The organism is Streptomyces sp. NPDC050287 (genome assembly GCF_044459385.1).
Lineage (GTDB): Bacteria > Actinomycetota > Actinomycetes > Streptomycetales > Streptomycetaceae > Streptomyces.
The window spans coordinates 1-13,641 of sequence record NZ_JBITIY010000026.1; the positions used below are offsets into that span (position 1 = coordinate 1).

12 protein-coding genes and 4 pseudogenes are annotated in these 13,641 nt (G+C 68.2%); 5 read left to right on the forward strand and 11 right to left on the reverse strand.

Features of this window, described 5'->3' with window-relative positions; genetic code table 11:
* Positions 1 to 92: 92 nt before the first annotated feature.
* Positions 93 to 464 (reverse strand): hypothetical protein, encoded by a 372-nt coding sequence (locus ACIBK3_RS45025; protein ID WP_399374347.1) that lies wholly within the window; start codon positions 462 to 464, stop codon positions 93 to 95.
* A 237-nt stretch (positions 465 to 701) separates the two neighbouring features.
* Here ACIBK3_RS45025 and ACIBK3_RS45030 point away from each other — a divergent pair, with 237 nt between their 5' ends.
* Positions 702 to 1,163, forward strand: coding sequence for a hypothetical protein (locus ACIBK3_RS45030; RefSeq protein ID WP_399374348.1), 462 nt, complete (start codon positions 702 to 704; stop codon positions 1,161 to 1,163).
* A gap of 86 nt (positions 1,164 to 1,249) precedes the next feature.
* Here the strand turns inward: ACIBK3_RS45030 and ACIBK3_RS45035 are convergent.
* The 3 genes and pseudogenes from ACIBK3_RS45035 to ACIBK3_RS45045 form a co-directional block, all read right to left on the reverse strand.
* Positions 1,250 to 1,600, reverse strand: a pseudogene (locus ACIBK3_RS45035) (pentapeptide repeat-containing protein); the annotation flags it as partial.
* 59 nt (positions 1,601 to 1,659) lie between these two features.
* Positions 1,660 to 1,803: pseudogene (locus ACIBK3_RS45040) on the reverse strand (recombinase family protein); the annotation flags it as partial.
* A gap of 242 nt (positions 1,804 to 2,045) precedes the next feature.
* Positions 2,046 to 2,660, reverse strand: coding sequence for a TetR/AcrR family transcriptional regulator (locus ACIBK3_RS45045; RefSeq protein ID WP_266531530.1), 615 nt, complete (start codon positions 2,658 to 2,660; stop codon positions 2,046 to 2,048).
* Positions 2,661 to 2,713: 53 nt separating this feature from the next.
* On the opposite strand from ACIBK3_RS45045, the gene ACIBK3_RS45050 reads away from it, so the two are divergent.
* Positions 2,714 to 3,124, forward strand: a complete 411-nt coding sequence (locus ACIBK3_RS45050; RefSeq protein ID WP_399374349.1) for a limonene-1,2-epoxide hydrolase family protein — start codon at positions 2,714 to 2,716, stop codon at positions 3,122 to 3,124.
* A gap of 364 nt (positions 3,125 to 3,488) precedes the next feature.
* Here the strand turns inward: ACIBK3_RS45050 and istB (ACIBK3_RS45055) are convergent.
* The 5 genes and pseudogenes from istB (ACIBK3_RS45055) to ACIBK3_RS45075 all read right to left on the reverse strand — a co-directional run bounded on the left by istB (ACIBK3_RS45055) (position 3,489) and on the right by ACIBK3_RS45075 (position 7,243).
* Positions 3,489 to 4,283 (reverse strand): annotated as a pseudogene (gene istB / locus ACIBK3_RS45055) (IS21-like element helper ATPase IstB).
* 11 nt (positions 4,284 to 4,294) lie between these two features.
* On the reverse strand, positions 4,295 to 4,576 hold the full coding sequence (locus ACIBK3_RS45060; RefSeq protein WP_399374350.1) for a hypothetical protein: 282 nt from the start codon (positions 4,574 to 4,576) through the stop codon (positions 4,295 to 4,297).
* A gap of 26 nt (positions 4,577 to 4,602) precedes the next feature.
* Positions 4,603 to 5,190 (reverse strand): Mu transposase domain-containing protein, encoded by a 588-nt coding sequence (locus ACIBK3_RS45065; protein WP_399374352.1) that lies wholly within the window; start codon positions 5,188 to 5,190, stop codon positions 4,603 to 4,605.
* A gap of 739 nt (positions 5,191 to 5,929) precedes the next feature.
* Positions 5,930 to 6,490, reverse strand: coding sequence for a nucleotidyltransferase domain-containing protein (locus tag ACIBK3_RS45070; protein WP_399374353.1), 561 nt, complete (start codon positions 6,488 to 6,490; stop codon positions 5,930 to 5,932).
* 231 nt (positions 6,491 to 6,721) lie between these two features.
* The gene (locus ACIBK3_RS45075; RefSeq protein WP_399374354.1) at positions 6,722 to 7,243 is read right to left on the reverse strand and encodes a GNAT family N-acetyltransferase; all 522 of its coding nucleotides are present in this window, start codon (positions 7,241 to 7,243) and stop codon (positions 6,722 to 6,724) included.
* Positions 7,244 to 7,598: 355 nt separating this feature from the next.
* Between ACIBK3_RS45075 and istA the strand changes: the two genes are divergently transcribed.
* The 3 genes from istA to ACIBK3_RS45090 all read left to right on the forward strand — a co-directional run bounded on the left by istA (position 7,599) and on the right by ACIBK3_RS45090 (position 10,945).
* Positions 7,599 to 9,194 carry an IS21 family transposase gene (gene istA / locus ACIBK3_RS45080; RefSeq protein WP_399374356.1) on the forward strand — a complete coding sequence of 532 codons (1,596 nt, stop codon included), beginning with the start codon at positions 7,599 to 7,601 and terminating at the stop codon, positions 9,192 to 9,194.
* Positions 9,194 to 9,967, forward strand: a complete 774-nt coding sequence (gene istB, locus ACIBK3_RS45085; protein ID WP_399374358.1) for an IS21-like element helper ATPase IstB — start codon at positions 9,194 to 9,196, stop codon at positions 9,965 to 9,967. The genes istA and istB (ACIBK3_RS45085) overlap by 1 nt, the downstream gene beginning before the upstream one ends.
* Before the next feature lie 588 nt (positions 9,968 to 10,555).
* Positions 10,556 to 10,945 carry a hypothetical protein gene (locus tag ACIBK3_RS45090; protein WP_399374359.1) on the forward strand — a complete coding sequence of 130 codons (390 nt, stop codon included), beginning with the start codon at positions 10,556 to 10,558 and terminating at the stop codon, positions 10,943 to 10,945.
* A gap of 76 nt (positions 10,946 to 11,021) precedes the next feature.
* On the opposite strand, the gene tpg is transcribed toward ACIBK3_RS45090, so the two are convergent.
* Both tpg and tap read right to left on the reverse strand, forming a co-directional pair.
* Complete coding sequence (tpg, locus tag ACIBK3_RS45095) at positions 11,022 to 11,576, reverse strand: telomere-protecting terminal protein Tpg (RefSeq protein ID WP_399374361.1); 555 nt, start codon at positions 11,574 to 11,576, stop codon at positions 11,022 to 11,024.
* A gap of 6 nt (positions 11,577 to 11,582) precedes the next feature.
* Positions 11,583 to 13,633, reverse strand: a pseudogene (gene tap, locus ACIBK3_RS45100) (telomere-associated protein Tap).
* Positions 13,634 to 13,641: the final 8 nt, after the last annotated feature.

Here is a 13,641-nt window from a genome sequence, read left to right on the forward strand (position 1 = left end):
CCCCCCAAAGCCACTCCCCCCAGCCTCTCAGCGAACCAACAACACACCAGGCCAGCCGCCGCCCCGTACACCAACAAGCCCCCCTCCGAGCGTCACATGAGGCTCGGTGGCGCGCATGCCGCAGTGCGGCGCATCTGGACAGTGGAGCTGCGTCCGCGGGCGGGCGGCCCCACCCTCGTCTGCCCCTCCTGCACCGCCCACACCTCCCCCCTTACGGCCTCCTCCGCGCGGTCCGCCGCCCTGGCACATCTGGCCTGCCACGCCCGCGCCGACGCGCTGCCGGCGTATCTGCGCAGCTGCCAGTGCCGGGTGCAGGGCTGTTTGTGGCATCCGCGTCGCCAGGGATGCGGCGGGCCGGTGCTACTGGCCCTCACCCGCGACCGCAGCGGCCGCACCTGGCGCCTGGCCGACACCTGCGCGGCCTGCGCGGCGGCGACCAGCCATACCGCCGTGGTGCCGGACATGCTGGTCAACTCTCCCCGGCCGCTTCCCTCTGCCTGCGCGCCGCCGCAGCCGCTGGTAGGGCTCCGGGCAGAGTCCGACGACCAGCGGCTGCGGGTGCGGGTGCGGGAGATGCTCACCTACCTCGGTGCCGCGCTGCCCCGGTTCACCTCCCCGCCGCCCGGCTGCTGGGCCTGCAATGCGCCCTGCGCACCAACAGCCGCGGGCATGTCCGGCTGCCGACGGGTCTGCTGCGCGGCATGCACCTGGGCGGGCACCGGGAGCTGTGGCAGGAGCTGGCCCACGCCGGCTGGCTGGAGCCGCCGGCCGTCAGGTCGGTGCCCGTGCAGGTGCGGCTGCTCGATGCCGCGGTCCTGGACCAGGTACCCGGTCGCCGTGCCCGCTGCCGCGCCGCCCACTGGGCGCTGCGCCCCGCCCCGTTGGCCCTGCCGGCCGCGCCGCCCGCCCTGCGGCTGACCGCCCTGGTGCTGGCCGCACACACGTCCGTCGATGCCGAACACAGCGCCGACATGGACGTCCTCGCCCGCCTGTGCGGGCACAACCCGCAGCAGACCGGAGAGCTTCTCGACCGGCTGGTGACCACCCGCACACTGGGAGCCTGGCACCACAACCGGGAGACCGACGAGGTGCTTTGGCACCTGCCTGGCTTCGAACGAGTCTGTCGGCCCCACGGGAACGAGTTTTTTGGCCCCAGATGGTGATCTTCGGGGCATGATTTGAACGAATTTTTTGGCCCCACTGGGCCCGTCGGTTCGTGGTGGCTGTCCTGCCGCCCCGGGCCAAGGGACTACCAGTGCGTGGGGCGGGTAAGAGCCGGCGGCAGTTTCGTGGCCATGTCGCCCTTGTCCGCGTTGAACTGGGACTGGGTGAGGAAGATGCTGTCGGTGAGGTCTGCGCCGCTCAGGTCGGCGTCTCGCAGGTCGGCACCGATCAGATCGGCCGCTCTCAGGTCGGCGTCCTTGAGGTCGGCGGCTATGAGGTAGGCCCCGCGGAGGTTGGCGCCCTGCAAATTGGCGGCTTTGAGGTTGGCACCGATGAGATCGGCTCCCCTCCGGTCCTTCTTGCGGCCCGCGACCTTGGCCCGCACGAGTTCGCTCGTGCGCAGCAACCGAGCATTGACGTCGCCCCGGTGTGCTGCAGCACGTCAATGAGCCCGGCACGCGCGGCGGCGAGTGCGCGTTGCAGCCCTGGACGGTCGGTGGTCGCGCCGGAGGCGTCATCAGAAAGCCGCTTGGACAGCCGCCAGTCCGGTTGTGAGTCCACATAGGACTCTAGGCGGTTGTCTTGGGCTTCGATGGAGTAGGGCTGGTGTTCGTCGTCGGTGGACCGCCGGACGTAGATCCCAACCCGTACCGTGTCGAGGTCATCGGCTGAGCGCGCGTCCCCCTGGCCTTATTCGGGTCTGGGGTGACCAGCGGCGCAGCAGGGCTATGGCTTCTGAGCTGCGGTCGACGTGTTCGTCAATGATCGTCGTCTGTCGTGCTTCGCCGGTGTCGTGTTGCACGAATGTGGTACAGGGAGTGGGTGCGCTCGATCGCTGGAAGCGTCCCCGGTTGGACTGGGTGATGAGATCGCGTCTGGGGTTATGCGCTGATGCCGCGGAGGAGTCGTTCCATGGCGGTGGCGGATTCTTCTTTGGCTGTGTCGGGGTCGGGGGCGTTGGCGATGTAGAGGGCCGCCTCGTCGAGTGCTGCGAGCAGGATGTGGGCGAGCGCGTCGAGGGGTTGTGGGGCGATGGTGCCTTCGGTGACGGCGCGTTCGAGGAGGGTGCGGATGGCGCCGAGTCCGTACTTTTCCTCCAGGGTGCGCCATTGTTGCCAGCCGAGGACGGCGGGTCCGTCGATGAGGAGGATCTGCTGCACGTCACGGTGGCTGGCGGCAGCGTCGAGGAATCCGAGCAGCCCGGATCTGAGTTGTTCGGCGGCGCTGCCGATCTGGTCTGCGCCTGAGGCGGCGGTCAAGAGCTCGGTCTCGACGGCTTCGAATACCGCGTGGAAGAGCGCCTTCTTGCCGTTGAAGTGGTGGTAGAGCGCACCCCTCGTCCCGACCCCCGCTTCGGCCACGATCTCCTCGGTCCCGGTGTTGAAGTAGCCCTTGGTCACGAACAGGCGCCTGGCCGCCTCGAGTAGGGCCGCGCGGGTGGCCTCTGACCGCTGCGCGATCGCGGAGGCCCGGGTGGGGGGTTGCTCGTTCGACATGCCCTCAGTATGGTCCACATACAGGTTGTATGTGGACTGATTCGGAGGACATGATGAGCACCAACACAGCGCTGGTGAGCGAGTTCTGCGACCTGATGGTCAAACGTGACGCGGAGGTCCTGCGCCGTTTCTTCACTGCCGACGCCGTGTACCACAACGTCGGTATGCCGCCGACGGTCGGTGTCGACGCCATCGTGGAGAACCTGGCTCAGCAGATGACGGCGTTCCCAGACAGCTATGAGTACCGGACGGTCAACCTGGCTGGGGACGGTGATGTCGTGCTCACCGAGCGGGTCGACATGATCCGTACACCGGACGGTATCAAGCACGGGGTTCCGGTGATGGGCACCTTCGTTATCACTGGCGGCAAGATCAGCCGGTGGACCGACTACTTCGACACTGCGCTCCTCGTCAAGATGAACACCGGCGAGGACTACAGCGCCCTGGTCCCGCAATCGTCCTGATCCAGGGGCCGCGCCGCCCTTCTTTGCGCCCGTCGAGGTTTGGTTGTCATCCCGTCGCCTGATGGCGCCTCGGTCACGCCGTGCTGGGACCGCAACCCATTTCCGATCCGCCGGCCGAATTCGCCAAGCTTGCGGTCCCAGGGCGGCGTGATAGCCATCAGATCGGGCGACGGGATGACAACCAAACCGGCCACCATGCCAGCGTGACCGTTCCGCTTCTGCGCGCGTCATCCTGGAGCCTGCCTGCCCGGCGAGGGCATGTTGTTCTTCTCCTGCAGGTGTACGCCGACACCTGCGGGCTCTCCACGTTGACCCGTCCTCCGGTCGGTGTGATCGGCGCCTGGGAAGGAAGGGCCCGGTGTCGTCAGGAGACGGCAGCGGCCTGCTGGCGGGCTTTGGTGTGGGCGAGTCGGTAGGAGTCGCTGCCGGTCTCGATGATGTTGCCGCCGAAGGTGAGGCGGTCCACGATGGCCGCGCAGAGCCTCGGGTCGGTGAACGTCTTGGTCCAGGAGGAGAACGACTCGTTGGAGGCGATCGCCACGCTGTTCTTTTCCTCGCGCTCGGTCAGAACCTGGAACAGCAGCTCGGCGCTGCGCCGGTCCAGCTCCATGTAGGCCCAGCTCGTCAATACAGAGAAGATCGACTCGTCCGTAGCGGGCGATCGTCTTGGTCAGCAGTTTCTCGTCGGCGGCCTCGACGAGCTCGTTGACGAGCTTGGTGGCCGGGACGTGCTTGACCCGGAAGCCGGCCATCGCGGCCTCGGTGCCCAGCGAGATCAGCAGGTGTGACTTGCCGGTGCCGCTGTCGCCGATCAGACACAGGGGCAGCCCTTTGCGGACCCAGTCGCACGAGGCCAGGGTGTGGATGCAGCTGGGTCGATGGCGTGGTTCGCGTCGAACTCGAAGGTGCGCAGTGCCTTCTCGCGGGGGAAGTCCGCGGCTTTGATCCGGCGCTCGCAACGGCGGCGGTTGCGGTCGTCGCACTCGGCCATCAGCAGCTCGGCCAGGAACTCGCGGTAGGTCATCTGATCGCGGACCGCGGCGTCGGCGAGCTCGGAGAACTGGCCGCGCATCGTGGGCAGCCGCAGGTTGCGGCAGGCGGCGTCGATGGCCGCGTCGGCAGCCTGTTCGGTCAGGCCGCGGTGACGGGTGACGCTCATGGCGGGGCTCCTTAACTGGTGGGACGCCCGGCTGACGGCCGGGTGTGACGCAGGAGTTGGTCGTAGGCGGCCACCGACGGCAGCGGACGTGAGTCGGGCGGCAGTGCGGCCAGGCGGCGTTCGGTCAGCGAGATCACCGGGGAACCGATCCGCCCGAGTGCCGTGTCCGGGCCGGCCTCACCGGGGCCCTCCCGTTCGGCGGCCCGGCGTGCTTCCAGGGCCACTGCATCCGAGGTCAGGGCACCGGCCCGCAGAGCGGCAGCGATCCCGGCGACGACATGGTCGTGGCTCATATGCCGGTGCAACAGCAGGACTTCGATCAACGCGCGGGTGCCGGCCGCGTCGCCGTGCGCACGGCTCGTGGCCTCCCACCAGGCGTCGTGTACCGGGGTGAACTTCCCCGCTGCCCGGGCCTGGTCCAGCGCAGTGGCCCCGGGCAGAGCGCCGGGCTTGCGCAGCAGTCCTTCCAGGTAGTGGTCCAGGTCCAGACGGCTCCCGCCCCGGGTGGCCAGACGCTCGTGCCGGGCGACTCGGCGCGGCCGTCGTAGACCACCACCTCCGAGGCGTGCAGCAGGACGCGGACCTGGCGGCCGATCAGCCGCACCGGTACCGAGTAGCGGTTCATCCGCGCGGTGATCTGCGCGTAGCGGTCCACCCGTGGGGTCAGCAGCCGCCCGGTCTCGAAGTGGTCCTCGGGCAGCGGCTGCAGCAGGGGCTTCTCGATGGCGAAGTACTCGCCGACGGTGCGCGGGCGCTCGCCGATCCGGCGCTGGTCGTCCTGCTGGTCCCATACGTCGATCCGGGCGTTGAGCTCGGCCAGGGTGGTGACGTCGGGGACGGGGACCAGATGGTTGCGGCGGAATCGGCCGACCTCGCCCTCGACGCCGCCCTTCTCGGGCGCCGTCAATGCCCGGCCGGCAGTAGAAGACCTCCAGGCCGGCCCAGGAGCGGAACGCGGTCCAGCGCTCGGTCTCCACGCGGGCCCGGGTGAAACCGAGGACCTGAGCAACCGCGGAGCTTAGGTTGTCGTAGCGGACTTTTCCTCGCGGCAGCCCTCCCAGCACCTGGAAAGCGTGGAGGTGGCCCTCGAAGAAGGCTTCCTGGGCTTGCGAGACGAAAACGCGGTGGACGGCCTTTCCGGAGAAGGAGAGTCGGAAAACGAACAGGTAGCACAGAGTGCGCACGCCGTTCAGGGTGACGTAGACGTCGCCGAAGTCGACCTCGGCCTCTTCACCGGGCCGGTGGGTCTGTGGATTGAACACGCTGGGTGGTCCGCGGCCCTCCTCGACCCAGATCTCGGGCTTGCGGCGCCTGATGTAGTCCCGGACCCGGCCGTAGGAGACGTTGTCCATACCGTGCTCGTCCACCAGCCGGTCGAAGACCCGCTTGGCTGTGTGGGCGTTGCTTGCGCGGAGCGTCCAGGTCGGCGCGCAGGATCGCATCAATCAGGTGCTTGTAGGGGTCGAGCACCGATGCCCGCTGCTGCATCGGCTTGCGCGGGGCGGGCCACGGCGAGGTCAGGGCTTCGCGGATCAGCTGTCGACGGTCATGCAATTCCCCACTTTGCGCCGCTTGGGCGTCACGTAATTCCCCACCCGGGCGATCGCGAAATTCGCCATGGGGACGGCGGCCGGGAGGACTTGCGCTCAGTTCGTGGCGGTAGGCAGTTGTTCGGGCAGCAACTCCACGCCGAAACGTCGGTGTAGGGCCGCCATGTCCTGCCGGTCCTCGTTGTCGAGCGGGTACCCGGTGTGGCATAGCACCTGCCCCTGCGCGGTCAGGCAGCGTACGGGCTGTCCCTCGATGACTCCGCTGCCGCCGAACCATGCGGCGGCATAGACCCACACCTCGCCGTTTTCCATGGTGTAGTTGCCGTTGCCGTCCCGGTCGAAGACGACAGGGTGGACATCCACGGTGCGTCCGTTCTGGTCACGGAGGACGAAACAGGAACTCAGGCGCCCCTCAGCCACGGCGAACCCGCGCGCCTGGAGGACTGCTACGAGGTCACGGGCTTGATCGACCCGGACGATCACGTCGACGTCCTTGTGGGGACGTGTCTGCTCTCCGAGGAGGGCGTCAACGCCCCAGCCTCCGTCTCCGAGCCACACGTCGATGCCCCCGGCCTCAAGAGCCCTGATCACAGCCAATGCATCCGCAGCACTCATCATCACGCCGCCAGTATCGAGCCCGAAGATCGCATGATGCACTGGCATTACCTGCTCAACACCGGGTGTCGACGATCAAGTGGCTCTGTCAACGACAGCGGGCAGCATTTGTTCACCGCTTCGGGCAGCAGACGGCGGTGGGTGCGAATCGAACATTCACCAGTTTCGACAGCACCTGCACCGACCCGCCGGGTACTCAACGGCGCCTGGGACAGGCCGCTGAGCGACGACCACCTGGCTGCCCCCGTCGCGCAAGCGCCACTGGACGCGGGCTCAGAGGCTCTTTCGCATGAGAACGCACATCGTCTCGTGGCGACGGATCGACCCGTCGGGCCCTTCCTCGTCCCAGGCTTCCGGTTTGCGGCCGTGTGCGACGTAGCCCAGGCGCTCGTACAGGGCGCGCGCCCGGGGGTTGTCCTCCTCCACCGCGAGTTCGGCCCTGCGCAGCCCGCGGTGCCTGATCCGCTGTTCGGCAGCGCGGACGAGCAGCGTTCCCAAGCCGCAGGACTGCAGCGCCGGCAGCACGGCGAGCTGCCACAGGGTTCCGGCTTCCTCGGTGACCTCGTAGTCGATGCCGCCGATCGCCACCGGCAGATCCAAGGGAGTGCATACAGCCAGGTAGTCCACCTTGCCCGACGCAGCTCGGGCCAGCTCTCGCTCTACGTGGCGTAGGTGGGTGGCCGAGCCGGACCAGGTGCACGCTGGCAAATCCTGGGGCAGCAGATCGCGCACGGTGACAGGCATGGTGACGGTGGCATCGGTGGAGTCGTCTTCAGTGGTCACGGTCTGAAGCATGCGACCGCGGCGATGGCACGACAACGGATTTCTACCGGCTTGGTGCCGTGCTTCGGCGCCGACCGGACTCGCTAGCGTCGCTGCCGCTTGTGGTGAACATCGAACATGACGTGGCTGGAGTACCTCCCGAAACGCTGAGCAAGTGCTGTCGAAGCTGGTGAACAAAGCCAATCAAGCTTTCCCCATCTTGGGCGGTTTGAGGTTCCGAAATCCTTTATCCAGATTCCTCCTGTTTGGCCATGGGTAGCGCGGAGTCCGGGATCGAGGGACCTGGTCGTCGCGGAGCTGCTCATGTTCCCCATCCCGTGGCTCGGATGGCCGATGGGCAGCCCGGATGGCGAGGAGAACGTTCGTCGTGGTCGACATCACCGAGATCTACGTCCACTGGTACGCAGGCCGCTCCAAGAGCGCGCTGGCCGCGTCGCTGGGGCTGGACCGCAAGACGGTTAGGAAGTACCTGGCCCCGGCGGAGGCATCCGGGATCACCCCGGGTGGCCCGCCGATGAGCGAGACCGACTGGGCCAAGCTGATCAAGGATTGGTTCCCGGAACTGGCCGACAGGCGACTGAGGCAGGTGACCTGGCCAGAGATCGACAAGCACCGCGACTACATCAAGAGCTTGCTGGGGACGGTGACCATCTCCACCATTCATCAGCGGCTGCGTGACGAGCGCAAGCTGATGGTGTCGATCTCATCCTTCCGCCGGTGGGTGCACGCCACCCTGCCGGACGAGGTGTCGAAGTCGCAGGTCACGGTTCTCCGTGAGGAGGTCGAGCCCGGCTCGGAAGCCCAGATCGACTACGGCTTCCTGGGCCAGTGGATCAACCCCCGCACCGGCAAGCGGCACCGCATCTGGGCCTTCGTGATGGTGCTGCCCTGTTCACGCCACATGTTCGTCCGCCCGGTCCTGCACTTGGACCAGCACGCCTGGACAGAAGCGCACGTCGCGGCCTTCCGCTACTTCGGCGGTGTCCCGCGCCGGCTGGTCCCGGACAACCTGAAGACCGGAGTCGACAAGCCGGACCTCTACGACCCGAAGATCAACAAGTCGTATGCCGAACTGGCCACCCACTACGGCTCGTTGGTGGACCCGGCTCGGGCCTCCAAGCCGAAGGACAAGCCGCGGGTCGAGCGGCCGATGCCCTATGTCCGCGACTCTTTCTGGCGGGGCCGGGAGTTCATCTCGATCGAGCACATGCAGGCCGAGGCGGTGACCTGGAGCCAGCAGGTCGCCGGCCGGCGTCAGTGCCGGCCGCTCGGCGGGGCCGCACCGATGACCGTGTTCGAAGCCCTGGAGGCCGCCGAACTGCTGCCCCTGCCGCCGAGGCCGTTCGTCCTGGCCCGCTGGTCGACCGCGACGGTCGGCCCGGACATCCACATCAAGGTCGGCCGCACCCTCTACTCGGTGCCATGGAAGCTGATCGGCCGGAAGGTCGACGTCAGGTCCACCGCCACGATGGTGCAGGTCTTCCACAACGGCCAGCTCGTGAAGACACATGCGGCTCTTGACCAGGGCAAACGCACGGACCGGAACGACTACCCACCGGAGAAGATCGCTTTCCAAATGCGGACCCCGGTCTGGTGCCGCAGCCAGGCATCCGAGATCGGTGACGCTTGCCGCGAGGTCATCGACCAAGTACTGGAGGTCAACGCGCTCTATCGGCTCCGCGCTGCCCAGGGCGTCCTCGGGCTGCGGAAGAAGTACGGCGAGACCAGGCTCGAGGCCGCTTGCGCCAGGGCCATCGCGGTCGGTGACCCGTCCTACCGCACCATCAAGGGCATCCTCATCGCTGGCACCGAGACCGACCCCGAGCCTGAGACCAGCGGCGATGCCGGAGCCGCGGCCTTCCTGCGCGGACCAGACCAGCTCTTCGCCACCACGACGACCACCGACACAGCGGATGCCGTCCGCGACGACCAGGTGCACGACGAAGCCGAGGTTGATGCCTGATGAGCGTGATGGACACCGCCCTGCGGGACTCACTGAAAGCCCTGCGACTGTCCGGCATGCTGGAGACCCTGGACGCCCGCCTGGCCCAGGCCCACGGCGGCGAGCTCGGCCACCTGGACTTCCTCCAGGTCCTCTGCCAGGACGAGATCACCCGCCGCGAGACCGTCGCCTTCCAACGGCGCCTGCAGCGAGCGAAGTTCGAGCAGCAGGTCACCCTGGAAGAGTTCGACTTCACCGCCTCCTCGAAGCTGCCCGCCGCCCAGATCCGTGATCTGGGAGCCCTGCGCTGGTTGCACGCCGGTGAGTCGGTCATCCTGTTCGGCCCGGTCGGAGTCGGCAAGACGCACATCGCGCAGGCCCTCGGACACCTCGCCGTCCGCCAGGGCGCCCACGTCCGCTTCGCGAAGACCAGCCGTGTCCTTGCCGAGCTCGCCGGCGGACACGCCGACCGCACCTGGGACAAGCGGCTCCGGGAACTGGTACGTCCGGACGTGCTCATCCTGGACGACTTCGCGATGCGCCAGATGGACGCGTCCCAGGCCGACGACCTCTACGAGCTGGTCTCCGAGCGGCAGGGCCGGTCCCTGATCATCACCAGCAACAGGGCGCCCAGCGATTGGTATCCCCTCTTCCCCAACCCCGTCGTCGCCGAATCGCTCCTCGACCGACTGATCAACACCAGCCACCAGGTCATCATGAACGGCCCCAGCTACCGTCCGAACAAGCGACCCAAGAACTCCACCAGCAAACCGACCGACCCCACGATCAAGTAGTCGCCGCCACCCCAGGGGCTGGGGAATTACGTGAACTCAGCCCCGGGGAATTACGCGAACGTCCACATCAGCCGCCGGTGACCCCATAGCGGCGGGAGAGTTCATGGATTGACAGCTTCTCCGTACGCGAGTCCCCGGCGGATCGCCGCGAAAAGCTCGACCTTGGATCTCGGGCCGTCCATCCGGGCCCCCTGCCTATCGGAAGCACACCAATGCTCCCACCGCAAGGCCGCCCCTGGGGCCACTTCTGACGAACACTCATTTCCCGATCAAGTCGCAGGGGCCAAAAAACTCGTTCCCGTGGGGCCAGAGAAGTCGTTCACAGCCACAGGGCCAACGCACTCCGCGCGCTGCTCGCCCGGTACGGGGAGGAACTCCCCTGAACCGGTAGCGGGGCGTACCGGCCAATTATCACGCCCAGTTGCTCGAGCACTCAGGCGCAGATGTGTGCCGAGGCTCGGTGGTTGTCACCGACGGCACCGGATAGCCTGCGAAGGAACCAGGCCGAAGCAGTCGGAATGTCACCAGAGAGGCGCTGGAGTTGTCTCACATAGCCGATCACTGGTCTTCCTGTCGGCGGGTCGCAGTGTGACTCGCGACGACCTCATCGCCATGCTCCGCGAACAGACTCCGGCATGCGGGCCTGCACGCGACGCTTTGATCGCCGGGGCTGACTTCGTCGTCTGGGACGGCCTTGTCCCGGCCAACCGGCACGCGGGCGTCTTCCGGGCGCGAATGCACCACTCCTTGAAGCGTGGCCACACGATCGATGGCCTGGCCGACAGTGTCGACATCCTTCTGCGAGCCGGGGAAGAGCCGCTTCGTACCGGATCCATCGACGCGATGGACAGATCATCCTGGTTCACGATCTTCCTGAACTCCACGGCGACAGTAGTGGTGGCCTGCTGCGGCGGACGCCGACCCGCCACCATGGAGCCGGCCGACACACCCGACTCCGGCGCCCGACCTCGAAGGTGACAACAAGCCTGCCTAGGTGACATCTATCGGGCTTTGGCTCAAGATGCCGGAGCGCGCGGAAGGAGCACCGCCCCGGTCAGTAGTCGACGTCGAGGTAGTCGATGTCGGTGAAGTCCACCAGCAGGCCGTGTGCGCGCCGTCCGCGGTCCTTGAAGTAGATCTCCTGAAGTCCTTCGGCCACGATGTCCTGGAGCTGCTGTTCGGCGGCTCCGGCGGCGTGGGCGTCGAAGAGCCGTGCGGCGTAGGCAGGCGGCAGGCCCTGGGTGATGGGCCGCAGTCGCGGGTCGTCGGTGGTGCCCGGGGCTGCGGTGAATCCGAAGCGTGCTCGGGTGTCGATGACGATGCCGCCGGTCGTGGCGGCCTGCTTTTTTGCCCTCTCGCGCACCCGGGGCTGCCACCGTTTGCGGACCTCGTCGGCGAGCCGTTCCGCGAGGTCGCGGCGGGGCTGCTTGAACTGTCCGGTGAGGTAGCGCTCGACGGTGCGCTGGGTGACGCCGAGCAGGTCGGCTGCGGCCTGGGTGCCCTTGGTCTGCTTGACCAGGTACTGCATCTGCTTCTGGGCCGACTTCGGCAGGGGGCGGGTGAAGTGTGCGGCGTCGGCCTTGTCGAGGCTGTCGGCGAGGATGCCCATCGGTGCCTACTCCCCTTCGTCCTGGCCGGAGACGATGCCGGTCTTGATGTGCCGGGCGATGTTTACGTCCGGGCCGTATTTTTCGAGCAGGCCCTCGGCCCACAGCACGCTCTGGGTGCCCTCGTGTTTGACCATCCCGGGTGAGACGCCGAGCCGGAAGCCTCCGGGCAGCGGCTTGCCGTCCTGGTAGGGCAGGAAGTCGAGGGGGCTGGGGCCGTCGGAGGCGTAGACGGCACAGTCGGAGAGGATCGCGACCGGGTACAGGCCGGCGTGGGTGGCGAGCTTGAGCATCTTGCGGTGCATGTTGGTGCGGGCGCCGGCGATGACAGCGGCGCGGATGTCGGGGCGCCAGGTCGGGCGGGCGAGGGCGGGCCACGCCTCGCCCGGTCGCCAGCCGCCGCTGCGGGCCCGCTCGCGCAGTTTGCCGATACCGCCCTTGACGGTGGCCTTGACGGCGCTGAGCACCGCGGCAAGGACGGGATCGGTCTGCTGGTAGCCGGCCATCGCGGCCAGGAACTGTTCCTCGGGCATGCCCGGGGTGACGCCGAGGTCGGCCATGGTGGCGAGGTAGGCGTCGCGTAGCCGGGTGTACCAGGCGTCCAGGTAGGGGCCGTGTTCGTAGCGCAGGTAGGCCTCGATGGGGGTGACGGGGTAGCCGAGCTCGACGGCGTAGGCGACGGTGGGCGTCGCGTACCAGGCCGGGCCCTGGGGCGGCTCGCCGTGGGGGGTGAACGGGCTGGGCAGGCGCTCGTCGAGGCGGATGTGGGAGAGGTCGACCAGCCAGGAGCCGGGCAGTTTCGCGTCGAAGACCGGGCGGTGGACGTGGACGGGGGCGGACAGGCCGACGGTCAGCCGGTTGGCGGCCGCGGCGAAGGCCATGTTGACGTCGATGCCGACGACGTAGGGCTTCATGCATTCCTCGTCCGTCAGCGGCCTCGCCCACTGGTAGGCCTCTTCGTCCAGCCCCTGGTCGGGGGTGCGCTGGTGGAAGCGGGGATACAGGGCGGCGACGGCCGGATGTCCGTCGGGAGCCTCGGGCGGGGCGCACTCCACCGCCTCGCTCAGCGAGCCGGCCACCGGGCCGGAGACCCAGTTCCCGGTGGCGGGGTCCTTGACCGCGCGGGTGGGCGGGCGCAGCGCGGTCATCAGTTCCAGGCCGGTGACGGCGGTAGAGCCGCAGGGGGTGAGCACGCGGGTGGCGTAGGTGAACAGCAGGCGGGCGAGTTCGGCCGGCTCCAGCTGGCCGGCTGTCCCCCAGGAACGGGTGTCGAGGGCGCCCCAGGGCAGGATGGCGAGCTGCACGCACTGGCGGCGCCCGTCCTGGGCCGGCCGGTAGATACGCGGCCAGGGGCCGAACCCACGGCGCGTCAGCTTCCAATCCGCACCGTCGAGTTGACGCACCACTGGATGATCGTCGGGCAGGCGCAGGCTCCGGCGGTCCTCCAGCTGGGCGGGCAGGCCGAAGCGGGCAGTTGCCTGAGCGGTGAGGACGATCAGCGGGTCAAAGTCCTTGCCGTGCCGGTGCAGCCTCTCCGCACCCAGCCCGGACTGACGCAGCACCCAGTCAGCCAGCTGCGGGATCGTGGCCGCGGGGCACTCCAGCAGCACCCCGCCCAGGCAGTAGGCGGTGCCGTCCCCGTCCAGCACCGCCAGCGGCCCGTTGGGAAACCGTGCGTCGGCAGCACGCGTTGGCCCCTCGATCGAGCAGGACGTGCCGTCGGCGCCGGCGTGTTCTGAGTCGAGGACTCAGAAGGCGGTTTCGGTTGAGCCGCGGGCCGGCTGGAGGGCGGGGAGGGGGCGGGATGGCGCTGAGCGAGCCCCTCGAGCAGACGGCGGTATGCCTCGCGGCGCTCCCCCTTCGGCTCGGCCCGGCCGTCCTCCCACGCCTCGATGCTCGGCACGCGCGTACCGAGGGCCTGAGCGATGGCGGCCCGGGTCAGCCCGGCCGCCTCACGCAGTCTTACCCGCTCGGCCGGCAAAGGCAGCACGGTACCGTCATCGACGGCGGCAAGCAGCGAGTCGACAGCGGCGAACAGTTCCTGCGGCTGGTCCGTCATCTGAGCTT